The sequence below is a fragment of the Ectothiorhodospira sp. 9100 genome (assembly GCF_022227565.1).
GTDB lineage: Bacteria > Pseudomonadota > Gammaproteobacteria > Ectothiorhodospirales > Ectothiorhodospiraceae > Ectothiorhodospira > Ectothiorhodospira marina.
Genome location: NZ_JAJNAN010000040.1, coordinates 1 through 20,046, shown reverse-complemented (window position 1 = coordinate 20,046; position 20,046 = coordinate 1). Strand labels below are relative to the sequence as shown.

Here is a 20,046-nt window from a genome sequence, read left to right as displayed (position 1 = left end):
ACTACCTTATTAGCTAGACGAACTGGCGCAGGAAGCGGACGTCGTTATCGAAGAACAGACGCAGGTCGTTGACGCCGTAGCGCAGCATGGCCATGCGCTCCACCCCCAAGCCAAAGGCGAAGCCGGTGTAGCGTTCGCTGTCGATGCCCACGTGCTCGAAGACATTGGGATGCACCATGCCGCAGCCCATGACCTCCAGCCAGCCGGTGTGCTTGCATACCCGACATCCATTCCCGCCACAGTGCACGCACTGGATGTCCACCTCCGCCGACGGCTCGGTGAAAGGGAAATAGGAGGGCCGGAAGCGGGTTTGCAGGTCGTCCTGTTCGAAGAAGGCCCTCAGGAAGGTATCCAGCACCCCTCGCAACTGGGCGAAGGTGACACCCTCATCCACCAGCAGTCCTTCCACTTGATGGAACATGGGGCTGTGGGTGAGATCGGAGTCGCAGCGATAGACGCGCCCCGGGGCAATGATACGAAGCGGCGGGGTTTGCCCCTCCATGGCCCGCACCTGGACCGGCGAAGTGTGGGTGCGCAGCAGGGTGCCGGCATCGAAATAGAAGGTATCGTGCATCGCCCGAGCCGGGTGATGCGAAGGAATATTAAGGGCCTCGAAGTTGTGGTAGTCGTCCTCCACCTCCGGGCCTTCGGCCACCTGGAAACCAAACTGCCCCAGCAATCGCTCCATGCGCTCGATGGTCAACGTGACCGGGTGCACTCCCCCCGACTCCTGACGACGTCCCGGCAGGGTGATGTCCACCGTTTCAGAGGCCAGACGTGCCTCTCGGGCGGCGGCCTCCAGCACGCTACGCTGCTGATCCAGGGCCTGATTGACCAACTGTTTGGCCTGATTGATGGCCTGTCCCGCCTGCTTGCGATGCTCTACCGGCAGGGACCCCAGGGTCTTGAGTTGCTCGGTGATCACGCCCTTCTTGCCCAGAAAGTGGACGCGCAAATCTTCGAGATTGCGCAGATCCTTGGCACCCTTGATGGCATTGAGCGCCGCTTCGGTCAGTTTGGAGAGGGATTCCACGTGATGCTTTCCGTCGTTGGCAGTGAAAACAAAAAAGGGGAAAGGCCAGGCCTTTCCCCTTTTACATAGCGCGCCCCCTGGGGGTGCAAAGCCAGCCCATAACGGACGTCCCAGGCAGCCTGTCTCGGCGAGCGGTCTGGCCTAAGCCCCCAGCCCTGCCATGGAGACCCGCTTAAAGGGCAGCCTTGGCCTTTTCGGCAATGCGACCGAAAGCGGCAATATCATGCACGGCCAGATCAGCCAGCACCTTGCGGTCGATCTCGATACCGGCCTTGTCCAGCCCGTGAATCATGCGGCTGTAGGACAGATCGAACTGGCGGGCCGCCGCGTTGATACGAGCAATCCACAGGGCGCGGAACTGGCGCTTACGCTGACGGCGGTCACGATAGGCATACTGGCCGGCCTTAGTGACGGCCTGAGCAGCAACGCGATAGACATTACCGCGGGCACCATAGTAACCCTTCGCCTTCTTCAGCACCTTTTTGTGCCGGGCGTGGGCGGTTACACCTCTTTTGACTCGGGGCATATCTCGTACTCCTGATGAAGAATCGGTTTAGCGGTGGGGCAGCATCTGGCGAACGGCAGCCACATCCGAGGGATGGACATGGGAGGCCGAACGCAACTGACGCTTACGCTTGGTGCTCTTCTTCGTCAGGATGTGACGACGGTGGGACTGATTGCGCTTGAACGCCCCTGCCCCGGTCTTGGTGAAGCGCTTGGCGGCGCCTCGGTTGGTCTTCATCTTCGGCATCTTCGAACTCCTGGTAAGGCCGCCTTCACGGCGGTCCTGTTGATCGGGACGCACAGGTGTACCGGAACCCGTGAATCCGTTTTATGCATTATTTCTTCTTGGGCCCAAGCACCATGATCATCTGGCGACCTTCCATCTTGGGCCGCTGTTCCACGGTAGCCAGTTCTTCCAGATCCTGCTCAATCCGATCCAGCAGCTTGCCACCCAATTCCTGGTGAGCCATTTCCCGACCCCGGAAACGAATGGTGACCTTGCACTTGTCGCCGTGTTCCAGAAACCGGGTGAGATTTCGGATCTTGACGTTGTAGTCGCCCTCATCGGTGCCTGGACGAAACTTCACTTCCTTGATCTGAACCTGTTTCTGATTCTTCTTGGCAGCCTGCGTCTTTTTACTCAACTCGAACTTGAACTTACCGTAGTCCATGACCCGGCAAACCGGTGGATCCGCGGTCGGCACGATCTCGACCAGGTCGAGTTCAGCCTCTTCGGCAATCTTCATGGCGTCGCGAGTCTGCATGACCCCCAGGTTCTCTCCGTCCTCGGCGATGAGGCGGACCTGCGGGACGCTGATCTGCTCGTTGAGTCGGTTCTCTTTTCCAGCGCTGATACTTTAATCCTCCACAATGGTTCGGCCGCGATCCGCCACTTCCCGGGACAGACGCTGAATGAGTGCATCCAGGTCCATGGTTCCCAGGTCTTGCCCGGTGCGGGACCTTACGGCCACGGATCGGGTTTCCATCTCCCGGTCTCCCAACACCAGAAGATAAGGCACCCGCTGCAAAGTGTGCTCGCGGATTTTAAAGCCGATCTTCTCGTTTCTCAAGTCCATTTCAGCCCTAAGGCCTTGGGCTCGCAGGGTTTGCACCACTTCCTGAGCATAATCGTCCTGCCGATCGGTAATCGTGAGTACCTGGGCCTGTACCGGTGCCAGCCACAGGGGGAAAGATCCGGCGTAATGTTCGATGAGTACGCCGAAGAAGCGTTCCACGGAGCCCAGCAAGGCCCGATGGACCATGATGGGACGACGGCGCTGATTGTCATCCGCCACGTATTCCAGATCGAACCGTTCCGGCAGGTTGAAATCCAGCTGCACGGTGGAACACTGCCACTGACGACCAATGGCATCGCGGATTTTGATGTCGATCTTGGGGCCATAGAAGGCGCCGCCTCCTTCATCCAGCTCGTACGCCAGCCCTTTCTTCTCCAGGGCACCCCGCAAGGCAGCGGTGGCATGCTCCCAGATATGATCGGAACCCACCGCCTTGTCCGGGCGGGTGGAGAGGTTGATGTCGAAGTCCTCAAAGCCGAAGGCGCGCAGCACATCCAGGGTCAGATCCAGAATGCGCAGTATCTCTCCTTCGATCTGGTCCTCGCGGCAGAAGATGTGGGCGTCATCCTGAGTGAATCCGCGTACCCGCATCAATCCATGCAGGGCGCCGGACATCTCCCGACGATACACCGTTCCCATCTCTGCCCAGCGCAGGGGCAGATCCCGGTAGGAACGCAGCCGATCCTTGTAAACCAGCACGTGGAAGGGGCAGTTCATGGGCTTGAGCTGGAAGGACTGATTGTCATCTTCCATGGGCTCATACATGGAGTCCGCGTAGAAATCAGCGTGCCCGGAGGTCTTCCACAACTCCAGGTTGGCGATATGGGGGGTATAGAGGAACTCGTAACCGGCGCGCTCGTGCATGTCGTACCAGAACTGTTCGACGGCGCGGCGGATCCGGGCGCCATTGGGGTGCCAGAACACCAGACCGCCACCGGCCTCATCCTGTATCGAGAACAGATTCAGTTCCTGGCCAATGCGGCGATGATCCCGGCGCTCTGCCTCGGCCAGGCGGTGCAGGTAGTCTTCCAGCTGCTGCTTGTTGGGCCAGGCGGTGCCATAGATGCGCTGGAGCATCTCATTGTTGGAATCACCCCGCCAGTACGCCCCGGCCACCTTGGTCAGCTTGAAGGCCTTGAGCTTGCCGGTGCTGGGCACATGGGGGCCGCGGCACAGGTCAACGAAGTCACCCTGGGTGTACAGGGAGATATCCTCGTTCTGAGGAATATCCTCGATAATGCGGGCCTTGTACTCCTCCCCCTGAGCCCGAAAGAACTCCGCTGCCTCGTCCCGGGGCATCACTCTGCGCTCCACAGGGATGTCCGCCTTGGCCAGTTCCTTCATCTTGGCCTCGATCTTCTCCAGATCTTCCGGATGAAAGGGCCGATCAAAGGCGAAATCGTAATAAAATCCATTGTCTATCACCGGTCCGATGGTGACCTGGGCGCTGGGGAACAGGCTCTTGACCGCATGGGCCATAAGGTGGGCGGTGGAATGACGGATCATTTCCAGGCCTTCGGGATCGCGGTCGGTGACAATGGCCAGACGTGCATCGTCATCAATGCAATGGCTGGCATCCACCAGGCGGCCATCCACCTTGCCGGCCAGAGTGGCCTTGGCCAAGCCTCGACCGATATCGGCGGCCACATCGGCCACGGTGACGGGCGCGTCAAAGTGGCGCTGGCTTTCGTCGGGAAGGGTGATTACGGGCATATCGAATGTCTCCTGCGCCGGCCTGTACGCGGGGCCGTGCACGTTGATGTGTTTGGGGGAGCCCCCCACTAAAAAGGCCGCAAACCGTGGGCCCGGAGTAGGCAAGGTTTGCAGCCTGGGCTGCGTATCGCGACCCGGATCACTTGAATCCGGGATAGACGATCAGGCTAAAGGATTACGGCCCCCAAGACAAGGTGGTTCAGCGGCGGCCGGCGGGTCGCTGCAGGGCTTGCAGGGCCATGGATCGGCAGGTGGCGGCATCATGCCCACCCTGGGCAATGCCCTGCAACGCCTTGACCAGATCCACAATCTGCTCGCCATAGCGGATGCCGTCAATGCAAACCGACTCAGGCCGGCGCCGATCAGCCTCGGTGATCTGAATGTTGCGGGGAATGCCGGCCTGTTCCGCCGGCTTCGGGTCTTCCTCATGGTTTGCGGCCTGGGGCCGGGGAGCACGGACCGGGGCATCGGATGGCGCGTCCCCATACCCCTCTTCGCGAAGCCGCTCCATGATGACCTTGCGTTCCCGGTCGGTAAACCGCGTCCAGGCGGCGATCTCCATGAGGGTGCGGCCGCAGCCGATGCACCGACCCTCCTCGGTCTGGCAGACATGGATGCACGGGCTCTGCATGGGATGAAAAGACTCCTTGGAATGGCTGAGTGATGGTCCACCGCCCTATCCTAACCCGGGCGCATGCCTCGAACACGCATGAACCCTCGGCTATCAGGTGCCGCAAAAGGTCTGATGGACCCGCTCTTCCGGCCGGGCCGGTTGCATGAAGGACTCTTGTCCGGGGTGGTCCTGAAACGGCTGTGTCACCAGGCCAAGCAGGTGCTCGAACGGGCCGAAGTCCGCTTCGCTTACCGCAGCCCTAATGGCCTGTTCCACACGATGATTACGCGGGATATACCCCGGATTCACGCGTCGCATCCGGGCCCCGCGCTCACCTGCCCCATGGGGCTCACGTGCCACTCGGGCCTGCCAGCACGGCAACCAGACATCGAAGGGTTGGGCATGATTGAACAGCGACCGTACCCGTGTGTGAACCTCCTCGCCGGCAGCCAGATCACTCAGATAACGGAAGGTCAGAGTAAAATCCGCCTCCTGCTTGCGCATGATATCCAGCAACTCACGTACCAGTTCCAGATCGCTGTCCTCTTTCGTTTGAAGTCCCAGCTTGTCACGCATACCGGCGAGCCAGTGGGTGGAGATACTGGACGGGAAGGCCTCCAGAACCTGCGTGGCCTGATCGATGGCCCTGGATGCGTCATCATCGATGAGTGGCAACAGGGTCTCCGCCAGTCGTGCCAGATTCCATTGAGCAATTTCAGGCTGATTGGCAAAGGCGTATCGCCCTCGCTGATCAATGGAACTGAACACCGTGCCAGGGTGGTAGGTATCCATGAAGGCACAGGGACCATAATCAATGGTCTCACCCGAAACGGCCATGTTGTCCGTATTCATCACCCCATGGATGAACCCCACCAGCATCCAACGGGCCACCAGTTCGGCCTGACGGCCAGCAATCGATTCCAGCAGGGCAAGATAAGGAGAAGATGCCTGCCGAACCTCCGGGTAATGACGCTCAATGACGTGGTCCGCCAAGGATTTCACTGCCGCAGGGTCGCGCCGGGCCGCGAAGAACTGGAAGGTGCCCACACGGATGTGACTTTGGGCCACCCGAGTGAGCACGGCGCCCGGCAGGGGCTCCTCCCGGTACACCGTCTCGCCGGTGGTGACCATCGCCAGTGCGCGGGTGGTGGAGACCCCCATGGCATGCATCGCTTCGCTGAGCAGATACTCACGCAGCACGGGGCCCAGTGCCGCCCGACCATCCCCCATCCGGGAGAATGGTGTGGGCCCCGCCCCCTTGAGTTGAATATCGCGTCGAACCCCCGCCCGATCCACTACCTCCCCCAGCAACAGGGCCCGACCATCACCCAATTGAGGCACAAAGTGGCCGAACTGGTGTCCCGCATAGGCCATGGCCAGGGGTTCGGAACCGGGCAGCACGGCATTACCGGCCAGGGCCTGGGCCCACGCATCCTCCGATAAGGCCCCCGGATCGATGCCCAGTTCTCCGCATAAGCCGGTATTCAGAGCCCTGAGTCGGGGGGACGCCACGGGCGTCGGGTTCATGCGGACGAAGAAAGGCTTCGGCAAGCGAGCGTAACGGTTGTCGAAGGTCACGGGGGACGTCGTGGATTCCAGCACGGGCGCAGTGGACATGGTGCAACCTTCCAAGTGTCATGGTCGGGAAATACCTGATCTAATTTATCAGGTTAACATCAATCCTTTCACCGATCACGAAGGCGCTGACCCCAGAGCCGAACCGCGCTAGGGATGAGTGCCAGCAAGGCCAATCCCGCCAGCGGCAGGACCAGGGAGGGTCTGATCACATCGGATGGGCTCAGCCCCTCCACCTGCGTCAGATTGGAGAGGCCCTCACCCAGACTGGCAACCATGAATGAAAGGGGGATGAGCCCCAGGAAGGTAGCGATCCATACATGCCGGAAAGGAACCGGAAATACGACCGGGATCAGGTTGATGATCCACGCAGGCACGATGGGAAACAGGCGAGCGGCCAGAATGAAATTGAACCCATTGGCGGCCAGCGTATCCTCATAGGGTGTCAGGTGCGCTCCCCAGCGACGGTGAATGGCCTCGAAGAATAGCCATCGACCGATGACGCCCACCATCACCGCACTGGAGGCGGATCCCAGGGCACTCAACACCGCCCCGAAGGGGGCTCCGAACAAAAACCCACCGGAAAGCATGAGCAGAAATCCACCGGGGAAAGGCGTGATCTTGCCGATGGTCACCACCAATACATAGATCGCAGCGGCCAGCATGGGACGGGCATCCACGCCAGATACCAGCGGCTCTTGAAAACCGGCCACCCAACGAATGATGTCGCCGCCGAACTGAACACCGGCGCAGGTGGCCGTCAGCAGGAACAGCCCCAACAGCCCCAGGATCCACGGCAGGTATTTTGTAGGGATGGGTGGGTTCAAGGGGTCTTATTGGCGCACATTGGGTTCAATTCGACGATCGACACGGTCACATACCCTCCATCCGCCCCCCGATACACATACTTTTCCAGCATCATGTCGCCTGCCTGGGCACCTGAAGCCAGAATGGCGGCCGCCTCGGACACCGAGGGGGTCCCCGTCAAGTGACGCAGCCGCTCGGATGGATGGGATACGGTGACGCCAGCCAGCGCCTCGGCGGTATAGGCATACAGAGGCCAACCTTGCTCCAGCGCCAGCGTCGTGATGGCCGACTCCCTTGCGCGGGCTTCGAAAGTGGCCAGCGCCATCACGCTTTCCATATCTGCGCCCACCTGCGCCAGGGCCTCTTGCAAGGCGCCCCGCAGGGTCTCAAGGGAGATACCCTGTTGACACCCCAGACCCAGCACCCGCCTCGGCAAGGCACCCGAGCCGGTCATGAATGGGCGGTCGTGTTCAGGCATCGCGCAAAACCAAGCTTATCCATGGGTCTTTTTTCCCTGCCGCGGATAATGTGTATGATGAAAATCAGGCTTCAATGGCCGGGCGCAACGTCAATAGCGCCTCAAACTCTCTATGGAGGATCTCTATGAGTATCGATTTCAAGCGTCATCTCCCCCAAATGTTCGTCGGCACCTGCCTGGCCCTGGGCCTGGCGAGTGCTCCACTGACCGCAGCGGCTGACAAGGGCCAGGTCAATATTCCCTACGTGGAATGGGCCGATGCCGTGGCCAGCACCAACGTGATGCGCGTGGTCCTGGAGGAAGCCGGCTATGATGTGGAAACCGTCTCCGTGAGTGCCGCCGCCATGTGGCAATCCGTGGCCACTGGCGATCAGGATGCTTTCGTGGCCGCCTGGCTGCCCACCACCCATGCCAATTACGTGGAGGAAGTGGGTGACCGTATAGAGGATCTGGGTCCGAATCTGGAGGGTACCCGGATCGGCCTGATGGTGCCTACCTATGTTGAGATCGACTCCATTGACGAACTCAACGACAACGCTGGTCGTTTTGGTGGCCAGATCATCGGCATCGACCCGGGCGCGGGTATCATGAGCAGCACTGAAGAAGCCATTGAGGCGTATGACCTGAATCTTCGCCTGGTGGAAGGCTCTGACGCCACCATGACCGGTGTGCTCGCCAACGCCATTCGCACCAATGACTGGGTCGTGGTCACCGGTTGGACGCCTCACTGGAAGGAAGGTCGCTGGGACCTGAAGTACCTGGAAGATCCCAAGGGTGTCTATGGCGGTGAAGAAGCCATCCACACCATCGTCCGCACCGGCCTTAAGGACGACATGCCCGAGGTCTACGCCATTCTGGATAACTTCAACTGGACGACGGACCAGGTGGCTGAATTGATGGTCATGAACGAAGAAGGCGGTGACCCCTATGACAATGCCAAGCAGTGGGTCGAACAAAACCGTGACGTGGTAGATACCTGGCTCCAGTAAACCTGGACGAGGTGCCCCCTCTCCCGCAAGCGGGAGAGGGGGCAGGTGAGGTCCTGATTCAGAAGGACCAGCGCTCCACCTGTTCCACGGGTCGGCGTTCACCCAGGGTCTTCATGCCCTTCACTGAGCGCACGATGAGCCACACCACCCAGAACAGCAGGACAAGCCAGCCGATCAAGACCATCGTGAGCAGAATGCCGGGGATGAGAAACGCCAGCCCCATCCAGAAGGTGCGGATCTGAAATCGGTAATGCGTCTTGAGCCAGTCCGGCGCCGACCCCTGGTAGACATAAGCGATGATCACCCCGATGATGCCGGTAAAAGTGACGAAGGGGCCCAGGATATACAGGATATAGACCACCTTGGGCATCAGCAGATCGTCCGCATGGGGGTTGTGCTCCACAGGCACCGGGGTTTCTTCGGCCATCAGTTTTCACTCCTGAATGCAAGGTTGAGTCCTCAGCATACTCAATCCGGACCCTGCAGGGTAAAGGGCATGCCCTGCCCCCTGTGCGGGAAAACACACCCGTGGCTCTACGCGCACCTGTCGAAGGGCGATTATTTCCTGTGTGGTGACTGTCGGCTGGTCTGGCTTGACCCCAGGCACTGGCTATCGCCCAGGGAAGAAGGCGCCTACTACACCACTCACTGCAATGATCCTGAAGATGCCCGTTACCGCGCATTCCTGTCGCGCCTGAGCGAGCCCATGCAGAGTCGCCTGAGCGCCGGGGCCAGAGGGCTCGACTATGGCTGTGGTCCGGGGCCCACCCTCTCCCGCATGCTGGAGGAAAAGGGGTTTCCCACTCGGGACTACGACCCGGTCTTCTTCCCGGACAAGGGGATCCTTGCTCAGGAATATGATTTCATCACCTGCAGCGAAACCGCCGAACATTTCCATGCACCGGGAGCCGAGTTCGAGCACCTGAACGCCCTGCTGCGCCCGGGCGGGTGGCTGGGGGTCATGACGGAGTTTCGTCCAGCGGACGCGCATTTTCTACGCTGGCATTACCGGCGCGACCCCACCCACATCTGCTTTTACTCGCCGGACACGATGGCCTGGATTGCCCGGCACCACGGCTGGCGACTCGAGATCCCGGTGAGGAACGTCGCTCTGTTTCACAAGGGCCAGGTTTGATGATCGCCGTGCCCGCCCGCCCCTAGGCCGAGGCAAATGGAGCCCGCGTGAAGTCCGCCGCCTCCTCCACCGGTGGCGGAGAACACTCCAGAAACGTCCGATACAGATGCAGGGGATCCATCGCCCCCTGGTCGGAACTGGAGCGCAACAACCCCAGAATGATGAAAAACACGTTCGTGCGCTCCGAAAATGCCCCCAGATCCGCCCCCTCGGAGTGCTCAAGGTACCGACTGATCAGCGTTTCCGCCTTGCGGTGCTCTCCGTGCATGACCTGCAGGGCCAGCAGGTCATAGAGTACGCCCAGCATCATGCCCTGGCTTACGCTCTCCAGGCGAGTCAGAATCCGGTAGGCCTCGGTCAGGTCATCCAGGGCAGCCCGGAAATTACCCAGCGACTTGTGCAAGCTGGCCAGATCCACCAGGGCCTTGAACACCTCAAGATGATCCTGTCCATGGAGCTGACGCTTGCGTTCCAGCACCTGGTGCAGCCAGGTTTCAGCCTCGGAAGGCTGGCTGGATTCGAAATGGGCCAAGGCCAGATCCCGCATCAGGACCATGATATTGCTTTCCTCGACGCCGCTGGCCTGCTCGGCCAGCTCCAGTGAGCATTGGTAGTAGTGGATGGCCTCCTGGCGCTCACCCCGGGCCAGGTAATCAGTGGCGATCTGATGCATCAATTCGGCCAGCATTGCCCGGTCGGGACCACGCACCAGGCGCACGCGTGCCAGCACCCATTCGCCATCCCCACGCTGGGCTTCCCCTTGCAGGGTCACCACCCGGGGTACGTTGTCATATAGCCAGGGATTGTCGGTCAGCGTCCAGTAAGGGCCCTTGTCGTCAATGGAAAAGATCGAGTCATCAAGCACACGCCGCAGACTGATCCCCTTGCGGGTATACAGCGACTTGAGTTCCTTTTCGCTGGGTAGCCGCCAGTCCTTGAACCGGCCCTGCCCCTCGCCGGTGTTGACCCGCGCGGGCAAGGCCGCGGCCAGTTCGGCATCGTGCAACTGCGGCGTGCCGGTGAAGATCCCCCCAGGGTGCCAGCGCTCGCCTACGGAATGGCAGAACCAGTGCAGGCCCGTGCGCACATCCATCACTGTGCCATCATTGAGACTGACATATCTCTCCCGATGTCCTGCCAACTCAGGGCTGAGGGCATAGGAGTAATGGTATACGTAGTTCTTGGAACTGCTGCTGCCGGGATGATCGGATTGATCTGCCAGTTTGCGCACGGTGCGCTGCTCGGCGATCCACTCATCATGGGCGCGACGCTGTTCCGGGTCGGAGAGTACCGTATAGGCATCATTGAGGATCTTGGTGACCCGCTCCGCCTTTTCCCGCTGCGCCTGGTTCTTGTCAGGGTGCCATTTCTGCGAAAGAAACTTGTACGCTCCCCTTATGACCTCCTGACTGGCATTTTCGGTCACCTGCAGGTTTTCATAATGGGTTCTTAGCCGCTTCATGCTATCCGGGTACTCGAGGTGGATGGTGCTGCCTTGGTGCAGCGCAGATCATAGCCAACTTGAGCCCGCGGGACGAACCCCGGGGCCATCTCAGACTCGGGATTTGAACTTGGCGGGCAGATGTCCTCTAATGGCGACGTTGTTCGAGTTGCGCGAACGCAAATCCTCATCGTCAAACAAGGTTGAGCAGGATGGATGTGATTGAATCAGATCTGGTCATCATCGGTGGTGGCGGGGCGGGACTGCGGGCAGCGATCGCCGCCGCCGAGTCAGATCCCGGGCTATCCATCTCCCTGGTCTCGAAGGTGGTTCCCATGCGCAGCCACACGGTGGCCGCCGAAGGGGGCGCCGCCGGGGTGATCCACCCGGACGACACCCTGGACAAGCACTTTGACGACACCGTCTCCGGCGGCGACTGGCTGTGCGAACAGGATGTGGTGGAGTACTTTATCGGCCAGTGTACCCGGGAACTGACCCAGTTGGAGCACTGGGGCTGTCCCTGGAGTCGCCAGGAAGACGGTGGCATCAACGTGCGCTATTTTGGGGGCATGAAGTCGCCACGCACCTGGTTTGCCGCCGACAAGACCGGGTTCCATATCCTTCACACCTTGTTCCAGACCTCGCTCAAGTATCCATCCATCCGGCGCTTCGATGAGTTCTTCTGCACGGACCTGCTGGTGGAAGGCGATCGGGTTCAGGGTGTTCTGGCCTTCAATATCGCCACCGGCGAGAGTGTGCTGCTGCGCTGCAAGGCGGTGGTCCTGGCCACCGGTGGCGCCAGTCGGGTCTTCGGGCAGAACACCAATGCCGGCATCGTCACCGGTGAGGGCATGGGAATGGCCTATTCCCAGGGTGTGCCCCTGCGGGACATGGAATTCGTGCAATGGCACCCGACCGCCCTGCCCGGCTCAGGCATCCTGATCACCGAAGGGGCCCGCGGTGAGGGCGGCATCCTGCTGAACAAGGACGGTTATCGCTATCTGCAGGACTACGGCATGGGTCCACTGGACCCCTGGCCCCGTCCCCGTGCCATGGAGTTGGGTCCCCGGGATCGCGTGTCCCAGGCCTTCTGGCATGAGGATCAGGCCGGTCGCACCGTGGAGACAACCAATGGCAGTGCCGTGCATCTGGATCTGCGGCATCTGGGCGAGAAGAAGATCATGGAACGCCTGCCCATGATCCGGGAACTGGCCTGCACCTTCGCCGCCACCGATCCGGTGCACAGCCCCATTCCCGTGCGGCCAGCCGTGCATTACACCATGGGCGGCGTGCAATGTGACGTGAACGGCGCCACCCCGCTGCAAGGTCTGTTCGCCGTCGGCGAATGTGCCAGTGTGGGCATCCATGGCGCCAATCGGCTGGGGTCCAACTCACTGGCTGAACTACTGGTCTTCGGTCGCGCTGCAGGCGAGTCGGCGGCGCGACTGGCCCGGGAGATCACCGCGGCGCCCGCCGACCTGAACGCCCAGGCACACGAGGCCCAAACCCGGCGCCTCAACATGCTCAACGCCGATGAGGGAGAACGAGTGGCGGTGATACGCGCGGAAATGCATGACATCATGGAATCCGGCGTCGGCATTGTCCGCGACGCCGAGCGCATGAGCCAGGCCTGCGAACGCCTGTCGGCCCTGCGCGATCGCTATCGTCGGGGCGTGAAACTGGATGACCGGGGGCGCTGCTTCAACACCGAATGGCTCACCGCCATCGAACTGGGCCATACCCTGCAGGTGGCGGAGGCCATGGCGCATTCGGCCCTGGCCCGCAAGGAGTCACGGGGCGCGCACCTGCGCCAGGATGGGTTCGAAAAACGCGATGATGACAACTTCCTCTGCCACTCCCTGGCTCATCATGACGGCGATGGGCCACCCCGCATTTCCCATGCACCGGTCACCATCACCCGCTCCAGCCCGCGGGAGCGTATCTACGGTCGCGACAGCCAGCCCGATCAGACGGCGCGGGAGGAGTAAGAGATGACCCAGACCCGCACCATCATCATCGAATGCCTGCGCTTTCATCCGGAGACGGATGAGGCACCGTATTACCAGAGCTACGAGGTGCCTTTCACGGCGGAGATGTCCGTGCTCGAGGGCCTGCAGTACATCAAGGATCACCTGGATGGCACCCTGACCTTTCGCTGGTCCTGCCGCATGGCCATCTGCGGCAGTTGCGGCTGCATGGTCAACAACGAGCCCGTGCTCAGTTGTCAGACCTTCCTGCGGGACTACCATCCGTCCCGCATTCGGGTGGAGCCCCTGGCGCATTTCCCCATCCTGCGGGATCTGGCCATCGACCAGACGGACTTTCTCGCCAAACTGGAGTCGGTACACCCCTACCTGATCTTTTCGGCCGATGACGATCCGGGCGATCAGCCGCGCAACCAGACACCGGATCAGATCCAGGACTACCTGGGCTACGCGCAATGCATCAATTGCCTGTTGTGCTATGCCGCCTGTCCCCAGTACGGCCTCAATGAGGCGTTCACCGGTCCGGCCGCCCTGGCATTGCTGCATCGTTACAATGCCGACTCCCGGGACGCGGGCAAGGCACAGCGCATGGACGTGATCAATGCAGAGGAAGGTGTATGGGGTTGTACCCTGGTGGGGGAATGCTCGGAGGTGTGCCCCAAACACGTGGATCCGGCCCGGGCCATCAACCAGAACAAGATTGTGAGTACCCAGGATTACTTCCTGCGGTTCCTGAAGCCGAGGGGGCGCCGATGAACTCACCCAGAACCTACACCCGCGGCATGCAGCGTTGGTGGCTGCGCCGCCCCAGTTATCAGTTTTATCTGTTGCGCGAGGGAACCAGTGTAGTCATCGCCCTGTATGGGGTGTTCCTGCTGATGGGCATGGCCGCCCTGGCCGTGGGGCCGGGGGCCTTTGAGGCCTGGCGTGCAGTACTGTTCTCGCCGCTCTCCTGGTTGCTGCATCTGGTGGTACTGGCCGCGTTTACCTTCCATGCCTGGACCTGGTTCAAGGTTCTGCCCTTGACCGTTCCACCCTTCAAAACACGCCGTTTTCCCCGGGGATTTTCCGATGCCACCCTGAACCGCATGGCCTTATGGGCTTGGGGTGGGGTGTCTTTGGTGATCCTGGTCGCTGCCCTGAGAGGCCTGCAATGAAACCACGCTCACATGAACCCATCTTCTGGTCCCTGTTCGGCGGCGGCGGCATGCTGGCGGCCCTGGTGGGGCCCATCCTGGTACTGATCGTGGGGCTGCTGGTGCCCATAGGCATGGGCTTCGGGCCGGATGCCATGGGCTATGAACAGATGCGCGCTCTGTTGGGTCATCCCCTGGTGGGGTTCGGACTGGCCATACTGATCGCCCTGTTCTTTTTCCATGCGGCACACCGCATCCTGCACACCCTGCATGACCTGGGTGTGCACGCAACGCCCCGACTCAAGCAGATCTGCTATGGATCGGCAGTCGGTGGCTCGGCGCTGGCAGTACTGGTCGCGCTGGTACTGGTCGTCCGGGCCTGATCAATGTCCCAGCCAATCACCTGGGGCACCCCGGTCAGTTCGTCTATCGCGCGACGCACTCGCTGCCAGTCCACCCGGGCATCCCGTTCTCCCACTGCTTCCATCACCTTGGTGACGGCTTGGTCCATGCCTTGGGCCTGATCCTCCAACTCTTCCAATGGCGGGTGGACTTCCAGGTAGAGCATCCCGTCTCGCCAACCCACCTTGATCGGCTGGTTGACGATATTGACTGATGCACCGAGCGAGACCCGGGGATACAACTCACCAATGTCGTCATTATCCATGCGGATACAGCCGTGCGTAGAGCGTATGCCGATCCCGGTGGACCAGTTGGTACCGTGTATCAGGTAACTGGGCCGGCTCAGGCGAATGGCATATTCTCCCATGGGGTTGTCTGGCCCCGGTGCCACCACGCGGGGCAACGCCTCACCGCGCTCGGCGTAGGCCTTGCGTATGGAGTCTGGCGGCGTCCAGGTGGGATTTTCCCGTTTTTCGATCACATCCAGGGTGCCTACCGGAGTGCCCCAATCCATGCGACCAATACTCACCGGGTAGGTCACCACCCGGGATTCACCCCGGGGAAAATAATACAGGCGCATCTCGGGCAGGTTGATCACGATGTCCTGCCGTCGGGCGTCGGGCAACACGAATTGATGGGGTAACAGGATCCGGGCATTCTCTCCGGGAATCCAGGTGTTAAGCTCGGGGTTGGCCCGGCGGATCGCCTCAAAACCCACTTGGTGGCGGCGCGCCACGTCGATCAGGGTATCCTCGTAGGTGGCTTCCACATGACTGAGTTCGCCCACGACATCCACATCTTCCTCGACGGGCCAAGCCCGCTCAAAGGCTGACAGCGGGCCGGCGAACAGGCACAACGCCAGGGCCAGACACAATGAACGGTTTGTCATACCTCAGCCCTCCACCACGCCCAACATCCCTTCCCTGAGTTTCTCGACCCGATCCCGCAAACGGGCTGCCTCCTCAAATTCCAGGTTGCGGGCATGTTCAAACATCTGGCTCTCCAAACGAGTGATCTCCTTGGCTGTTTCCTTGGGTGACATGCGCCCGTATTCCGCCTCTTGCTCGGCCACCTTGGCATAACGCTTCGGGGTGGCCATGGACCCACCGGCGTAGGCACCCTCCATGATATCGGCAATGCGCTTCTCCACGCCCTTGGGCGTGATGCCGTGGGCCTGGTTATGAGCCACCTGCTTCTCGCGGCGTCGCTCAGTCTCGTCCATGGCCCGCTGCATGGACCCGGTCACCTTATCGGCATAGAGGATGGCCTTGCCGTTCAGATTGCGGGCCGCGCGGCCGATGGTCTGAATCAGCGAGCGGTCGGAACGCAGGAAGCCTTCCTTGTCGGCGTCCAGCACCGCCACCAGCGAGACCTCAGGCATATCCAACCCCTCGCGCAACAGGTTGATACCTACCAGGACGTCAAACTTCCCCAGACGCAGATCGCGGATGATCTCCACGCGTTCCACGGTATCAATGTCGGAATGCAGGTAACGCACACGAATGTCATGTTCTCCCAGGTACTCGGTGAGATCTTCCGCCATGCGTTTGGTGAGCGTGGTGATCAGCACCCGTTCGTTGACCGCGGTGCGCAGCCGGATTTCCGAGAGCACATCATCCACCTGAGCGGTCGCCGGTCGCACTTCCACTTCCGGGTCCACCAGGCCCGTGGGTCGTACCACCTGCTCCACCACCTGCCCCGACATCTTTTGCTCATAAGGGCCGGGCGTGGCTGAAACGTAGATAGCCTGGGGTGCCAGGGCCTCGAACTCCTCGAAGCGCAAGGGGCGATTGTCCATGGCTGAAGGCAGGCGGAAGCCATATTGCACCAGGGTCTCCTTACGGGAGCGATCGCCCTTGTACATGGCCCCCAACTGCGGGACCGTGACATGACTCTCATCGATCACCAGCAAGGCATCCTTGGGCAGGTAATCCAGAAAACACGGCGGCGGTTCCCCCGCCTGGCGGCCCGAAAGATAGCGTGAATAGTTCTCGACCCCGGAGCAATAGCCCAGCTCCAGCATCATCTCCAGATCAAAGCGGGTGCGCTGCTCCAGGCGCTGGGCTTCCACCAATTGATCCGACTGGCGCAAGGCCTCCAGGCGCTCCCGGAGTTCCACCTTGATCTGCTCCACGGCCTCGAGCAGGGTCTCACGGGGGGTGGCGTAGTGGGTCTTGGGATAGATGGTCAAGCGCGGCACCCGGCGCAGCACCTCGCCAGTGAGCGGGTCGAAATACGAGAGTTGCTCTATCTCCTCGTCAAACAACTCAACCCGCACGGCCTCGCGTTCGGACTCTGCCGGATGGATGTCGATCACCTCGCCGCGCACCCGGTAGGTGCCGCGCTTGAGCTCCAGATCGTTGCGGGTGTACTGCAATTCTGCCAGCCGGCGCAGCATCTCCCTCTGATCGATCACATCCCCCCGTTTCAGGTGCATCACCATCTGCAGGTAGGCCCGCGGATCACCCAGGCCATAAATGGCCGAGACGCTGGCCACGATGATGGCATCGCGACGCTCCAGCAGGGCCCGGGTGGCGGATAGACGCATCTGTTCGATGTGATCATTGATGGACGAGTCCTTCTCGATGAAGGTGTCCGACGACGGCACATAGGCCTCGGGTTGGTAGTAATCGTAGTAGGAAACGAAGTATTCCACGGCGTTCTCCGGGAAGAACTCCTTCATCTCGCCATAGAGCTGAGCCGCCAGGGTCTTGTTGGGGGCCATGATGATGGCAGGCCGCTGCGCCTTCTGGATCACGTTGGCGATAGTGAAGGTCTTGCCCGAGCCGGTCACCCCCAGCAGGGTTTGGTGGGCCAGACCCGAGTCCAGGCCATCCAGCAGGCTTTCGATGGCCGTGGGCTGGTCTCCCGCCGGGTCAAAGCGGGTGGAAAGGTGGAAAGGTTGGTCCATGGGCTTATCTTATCAGGACAGTTTGAGTATCATTTTGAATCGAGTTTTCCATCCACCAGCATTCCTGGATACCGCCTTGGACATCAAGCTCTCATCCCGCGTTCAGCGCATCAAGCCCTCCCCCACACTGGCCGTCAGCGCCCTCGCCGCCCAGTTGCGGGCCGAAGGACGCGACGTGATCGGCCTGGGTGCCGGCGAACCCGACTTCAACACGCCGGATCACATCAAGGAGGCGGGCATCACCGCCATCCGCGAGGGCAAGACCAAGTATACCGCCGTGGACGGCACGCCAGGTTTGAAGCAGGCCATCATCGACAAGTTCCAGCGCGATAACGGTCACAGCTATCAGCCGGATCAGATCCTGGTCTCCTGCGGCGGCAAGCAGAGTTTCTTCAACCTCTGCCAGGCCCTGCTGAACGAGGGTGATGAAGTCATCATCCCGGCCCCCTATTGGGTGTCCTATCCGGACATGGTGTTGCTGGCCGACGGCAAGCCAGTGATCGTCAGTGCCGACCAGTCCCAGGGCTTCAAGATGACGGCCCAGCAACTGGAAGCAGCCATCACGCCCCGCACTCGCCTGGTGGTGATCAACAGCCCCTCCAACCCCACCGGCGTGGCCTACAGCCGTGAGGAACTGGCCGCACTGGGTGAGGTGCTGCTGCGTCACCCCAATGTGGTGGTGGCCACGGATGACATGTACGAACACATGATGTTCCGTGACGTATCCTTCTGCAACATTCTCATGGCCTGCCCCGACCTGTACGATCAGACCATCGTGCTCAACGGCGTCTCCAAGGCCTATGCCATGACCGGCTGGCGCATCGGCTATGCCGGTGGTCCCAAGCCGCTGATCGCCGCCATGAAGAAGATCCAGTCCCAGAGCACCTCCAACCCCACCTCCGTGGCCCAGGAAGCCGCCCAGGTGGCGCTCAACAGCGATCAGTCCTGCGTGGCCGAGATGTGCAAGGCCTTCCAGGACCGCCACGACTACCTGGTGGAAGCCCTGAACGCCATCCCGGGCGTGGAGTGCCTGCCCTCCGACGGCACCTTCTACTCCTTCCCCAGCGTGAAGGGCGCCATGGAGAAGCTGGGCATGGACAGCGACGTGAAATTCGCCGAACACCTGCTCGATCAGGTAGGCGTCGCCCTGGTCCCCGGCTCCGCCTTCGGCGCCGAAGGCCACGTGCGCATTTCCTTCGCCACCAGCCTGGATAACCTCAAGCAGGCGGTGGAGCGCATCGGCCGTGCAGTAGGCGCCTAAAGACCCTTGACGAAGCCCGGCGATATCCGTAATATGCCGGGCTTCCAAGCAATTCCCCGGTAGCTCAGTCGGTAGAGCGGGTGACTGTTAATCACTAGGTCGGCGGTTCGAGCCCGTCCCGGGGAGCCAAATAAAACGATGAAAAAGGCCACCTTTTTGGGTGGCCTTTTTCGTTTCTGGGGATGGGTTTCAAGCGCCCACTCAGAGCACGGACCATCACCGCTGGCGTGCAATTCGTCCTTCCATTTGCTAGGGTCAAGGGAGATTTGAGCCCCGTCGCCAAGGAGGCGCGTGCATGGATGTTGACGATACCCAAGAGGTCGACCCCAGCGGTATGCTGGCGCTCCATCTCACCTGCCCTACCCACCCCTCCTCCCGCCATATCAGGCAATCCCACATTCTTTCGCGTGTAGGCGCGAGCGTTGGACTCTTGGCCGCTCCACATCCCCTCGGGTGGTCGTCGTCAGTCGGACCATTCCTGCCCCCGCTGCCCAAACGCACCGTTCTGAGCCGCCGCCCCCGACTGTTTTCCGCATATCCCGGATACCCCGGATTCTTTCTTTCCTGGGATGCGAAGAAGCTGTCTAATATACTGTTGAACTAAGCCGCATTCGCGGCAGCTTTTCCTATCTTTGTCCCCGCATCCTGGTGGCGGATGGCCTGGATGCCGGCCGGCGCAAGGTCTGCGGCCACCTGCAGAGCTGTCGCACCGCGCGCCTGGGTGGTCTGCAGCTTCGCTGTGACCAGTGCGATACCGAGCAGCGCTGGTATCACAGCTGCCGGGATCGTCATTGCCCTCAATGCCAGAATCGTGCGACTCAGGCTTGGTGCGAGCGACAACACAGCCAGATGCTGCCGGTCACGTACTACCATTTGGTATTCACGCTCCCGCATGAACTCAATGGCTGGGTGCAGCTGCATCCACGGGAAATCCACCGGCTTTTGTTCCAGTCGGTCTGGTCCACGCTCAAGGCCTTTGGGCGGGAC

General features: G+C 61.0%; 21 protein-coding genes and 1 tRNA gene. 9 read left to right on the top strand and 13 right to left on the bottom strand.

Annotated features, from left to right (window positions below; all coding sequences use genetic code 11):
• Positions 1–13: 13 nt before the first annotated feature.
• The 9 genes from pheS to LPW29_RS11655 all read right to left on the bottom strand — a co-directional run bounded on the left by pheS (position 14) and on the right by LPW29_RS11655 (position 7,799).
• Positions 14–1,033, bottom strand: coding sequence for a phenylalanine--tRNA ligase subunit alpha (gene pheS / locus LPW29_RS11695; RefSeq protein ID WP_090254629.1), 1,020 nt, complete (start codon positions 1,031–1,033; stop codon positions 14–16).
• Positions 1,034–1,205: 172 nt separating this feature from the next.
• On the bottom strand, positions 1,206–1,559 hold the full coding sequence (gene rplT / locus LPW29_RS11690; protein WP_090254628.1) for a 50S ribosomal protein L20: 354 nt from the start codon (positions 1,557–1,559) through the stop codon (positions 1,206–1,208).
• Positions 1,560–1,586: 27 nt separating this feature from the next.
• Positions 1,587–1,784 (bottom strand): 50S ribosomal protein L35, encoded by a 198-nt coding sequence (rpmI, locus tag LPW29_RS11685; protein WP_090254626.1) that lies wholly within the window; start codon positions 1,782–1,784, stop codon positions 1,587–1,589.
• Positions 1,785–1,872: 88 nt separating this feature from the next.
• A complete protein-coding gene (gene infC, locus LPW29_RS11680) occupies positions 1,873–2,391 on the bottom strand; it encodes a translation initiation factor IF-3 (protein WP_090254624.1) in 519 nt (172 codons plus the stop codon).
• Between the two features lie 3 nt (positions 2,392–2,394).
• Entirely contained in the window at positions 2,395–4,326 is a 1,932-nt protein-coding gene (gene thrS / locus LPW29_RS11675; protein WP_090254622.1) for a threonine--tRNA ligase, read from the bottom strand.
• Between the two features lie 199 nt (positions 4,327–4,525).
• Positions 4,526–4,957 (bottom strand): DUF1289 domain-containing protein, encoded by a 432-nt coding sequence (locus LPW29_RS11670; protein WP_090254620.1) that lies wholly within the window; start codon positions 4,955–4,957, stop codon positions 4,526–4,528.
• A gap of 93 nt (positions 4,958–5,050) precedes the next feature.
• Positions 5,051–6,556: a protein adenylyltransferase SelO gene (locus tag LPW29_RS11665; protein ID WP_238628153.1), complete on the bottom strand. Its 1,506-nt coding sequence runs from the start codon at positions 6,554–6,556 to the stop codon at positions 5,051–5,053.
• A 68-nt stretch (positions 6,557–6,624) separates the two neighbouring features.
• The gene (locus LPW29_RS11660) at positions 6,625–7,341 is read right to left on the bottom strand and encodes a TVP38/TMEM64 family protein (protein ID WP_238628152.1); all 717 of its coding nucleotides are present in this window, start codon (positions 7,339–7,341) and stop codon (positions 6,625–6,627) included.
• Entirely contained in the window at positions 7,338–7,799 is a 462-nt protein-coding gene (locus LPW29_RS11655; protein WP_238628151.1) for a cobalamin biosynthesis protein, read from the bottom strand. Before LPW29_RS11655 ends, LPW29_RS11660 begins: the two co-directional genes overlap by 4 nt.
• Positions 7,800–7,924: 125 nt before the next feature.
• Between LPW29_RS11655 and LPW29_RS11650 the strand changes: the two genes are divergently transcribed.
• Positions 7,925–8,788: a glycine betaine ABC transporter substrate-binding protein gene (locus LPW29_RS11650; RefSeq protein WP_370642806.1), complete on the top strand. Its 864-nt coding sequence runs from the start codon at positions 7,925–7,927 to the stop codon at positions 8,786–8,788.
• A 58-nt stretch (positions 8,789–8,846) separates the two neighbouring features.
• Here the strand turns inward: LPW29_RS11650 and LPW29_RS11645 are convergent, their stop codons facing one another.
• Positions 8,847–9,215: a DUF4870 family protein gene (locus LPW29_RS11645; protein WP_238628150.1), complete on the bottom strand. Its 369-nt coding sequence runs from the start codon at positions 9,213–9,215 to the stop codon at positions 8,847–8,849.
• Positions 9,216–9,284: 69 nt separating this feature from the next.
• Here LPW29_RS11645 and LPW29_RS11640 point away from each other — a divergent pair, with 69 nt between their 5' ends.
• On the top strand, positions 9,285–9,923 hold the full coding sequence (locus LPW29_RS11640; protein ID WP_238628149.1) for a class I SAM-dependent methyltransferase: 639 nt from the start codon (positions 9,285–9,287) through the stop codon (positions 9,921–9,923).
• Positions 9,924–9,945: 22 nt separating this feature from the next.
• Here LPW29_RS11640 and LPW29_RS11635 read toward each other — a convergent pair whose 3' ends face one another.
• Complete coding sequence (locus LPW29_RS11635; RefSeq protein ID WP_238628148.1) at positions 9,946–11,385, bottom strand: tetratricopeptide repeat protein; 1,440 nt, start codon at positions 11,383–11,385, stop codon at positions 9,946–9,948.
• A 191-nt stretch (positions 11,386–11,576) separates the two neighbouring features.
• Between LPW29_RS11635 and frdA the strand changes: the two genes are divergently transcribed.
• Genes frdA through frdD form a run of 4 tightly spaced genes read left to right on the top strand, consistent with a single transcriptional unit; the run spans position 11,577 to position 14,868 of the window.
• Positions 11,577–13,352 (top strand): fumarate reductase (quinol) flavoprotein subunit, encoded by a 1,776-nt coding sequence (frdA, locus tag LPW29_RS11630; protein ID WP_238628147.1) that lies wholly within the window; start codon positions 11,577–11,579, stop codon positions 13,350–13,352.
• A gap of 3 nt (positions 13,353–13,355) precedes the next feature.
• Positions 13,356–14,105: a succinate dehydrogenase/fumarate reductase iron-sulfur subunit gene (locus LPW29_RS11625; protein ID WP_238628146.1), complete on the top strand. Its 750-nt coding sequence runs from the start codon at positions 13,356–13,358 to the stop codon at positions 14,103–14,105.
• Positions 14,102–14,506, top strand: a complete 405-nt coding sequence (locus LPW29_RS11620) for a fumarate reductase subunit C (RefSeq protein WP_238628145.1) — start codon at positions 14,102–14,104, stop codon at positions 14,504–14,506. Before LPW29_RS11625 ends, LPW29_RS11620 begins: the two co-directional genes overlap by 4 nt.
• Positions 14,503–14,868: a fumarate reductase subunit FrdD gene (frdD, locus tag LPW29_RS11615; protein WP_238628144.1), complete on the top strand. Its 366-nt coding sequence runs from the start codon at positions 14,503–14,505 to the stop codon at positions 14,866–14,868. The genes LPW29_RS11620 and frdD overlap by 4 nt, the downstream gene beginning before the upstream one ends.
• On the opposite strand, the gene LPW29_RS11610 is transcribed toward frdD, so the two are convergent.
• Together LPW29_RS11610 and uvrB are read right to left on the bottom strand one after the other, a co-directional pair.
• Positions 14,799–15,776 (bottom strand): L,D-transpeptidase family protein, encoded by a 978-nt coding sequence (locus LPW29_RS11610; RefSeq protein WP_238628143.1) that lies wholly within the window; start codon positions 15,774–15,776, stop codon positions 14,799–14,801. The genes frdD and LPW29_RS11610 overlap by 70 nt on opposite strands.
• Before the next feature lie 3 nt (positions 15,777–15,779).
• Positions 15,780–17,798 carry an excinuclease ABC subunit UvrB gene (gene uvrB / locus LPW29_RS11605; RefSeq protein ID WP_238628142.1) on the bottom strand — a complete coding sequence of 673 codons (2,019 nt, stop codon included), beginning with the start codon at positions 17,796–17,798 and terminating at the stop codon, positions 15,780–15,782.
• A gap of 76 nt (positions 17,799–17,874) precedes the next feature.
• On the opposite strand from uvrB, the gene LPW29_RS11600 reads away from it, so the two are divergent.
• The 3 genes from LPW29_RS11600 to LPW29_RS11590 form a co-directional block, all read left to right on the top strand.
• Positions 17,875–19,059, top strand: coding sequence for a pyridoxal phosphate-dependent aminotransferase (locus tag LPW29_RS11600; protein ID WP_238628141.1), 1,185 nt, complete (start codon positions 17,875–17,877; stop codon positions 19,057–19,059).
• Positions 19,060–19,112: 53 nt separating this feature from the next.
• Positions 19,113–19,188 (top strand) — tRNA-Asn (locus LPW29_RS11595).
• A 513-nt stretch (positions 19,189–19,701) separates the two neighbouring features.
• Positions 19,702–20,046, top strand: a 345-nt coding sequence (locus LPW29_RS11590; protein ID WP_443112355.1) for an IS91 family transposase, incomplete at its 3' end; no start/stop codon positions are given.

Coding starts and splice junctions, on each gene's coding strand:
- rplT (WP_090254628.1), bottom strand. CDS start 1,559: ATGCCCCGAGTCAAAAGAGGTGTAACCGCCCACGCCCGGCACAAAAAG.
- rpmI (WP_090254626.1), bottom strand. CDS start 1,784: ATGCCGAAGATGAAGACCAACCGAGGCGCCGCCAAGCGCTTCACCAAG.
- thrS (WP_090254622.1), bottom strand. CDS start 4,326: ATGCCCGTAATCACCCTTCCCGACGAAAGCCAGCGCCACTTTGACGCG.
- LPW29_RS11670 (WP_090254620.1), bottom strand. CDS start 4,957: ATGCAGAGCCCGTGCATCCATGTCTGCCAGACCGAGGAGGGTCGGTGC.
- LPW29_RS11665 (WP_238628153.1), bottom strand. CDS start 6,556: ATGTCCACTGCGCCCGTGCTGGAATCCACGACGTCCCCCGTGACCTTC.
- LPW29_RS11655 (WP_238628151.1), bottom strand. CDS start 7,799: ATGCCTGAACACGACCGCCCATTCATGACCGGCTCGGGTGCCTTGCCG.
- LPW29_RS11650 (WP_370642806.1), top strand. CDS start 7,925: ATGAGTATCGATTTCAAGCGTCATCTCCCCCAAATGTTCGTCGGCACC.
- LPW29_RS11645 (WP_238628150.1), bottom strand. CDS start 9,215: ATGGCCGAAGAAACCCCGGTGCCTGTGGAGCACAACCCCCATGCGGAC.
- LPW29_RS11640 (WP_238628149.1), top strand. CDS start 9,285: ATGCCCTGCCCCCTGTGCGGGAAAACACACCCGTGGCTCTACGCGCAC.
- LPW29_RS11635 (WP_238628148.1), bottom strand. CDS start 11,385: ATGAAGCGGCTAAGAACCCATTATGAAAACCTGCAGGTGACCGAAAAT.
- frdA (WP_238628147.1), top strand. CDS start 11,577: ATGGATGTGATTGAATCAGATCTGGTCATCATCGGTGGTGGCGGGGCG.
- LPW29_RS11625 (WP_238628146.1), top strand. CDS start 13,356: ATGACCCAGACCCGCACCATCATCATCGAATGCCTGCGCTTTCATCCG.
- LPW29_RS11620 (WP_238628145.1), top strand. CDS start 14,102: ATGAACTCACCCAGAACCTACACCCGCGGCATGCAGCGTTGGTGGCTG.
- frdD (WP_238628144.1), top strand. CDS start 14,503: ATGAAACCACGCTCACATGAACCCATCTTCTGGTCCCTGTTCGGCGGC.
- LPW29_RS11610 (WP_238628143.1), bottom strand. CDS start 15,776: ATGACAAACCGTTCATTGTGTCTGGCCCTGGCGTTGTGCCTGTTCGCC.
- uvrB (WP_238628142.1), bottom strand. CDS start 17,798: ATGGACCAACCTTTCCACCTTTCCACCCGCTTTGACCCGGCGGGAGAC.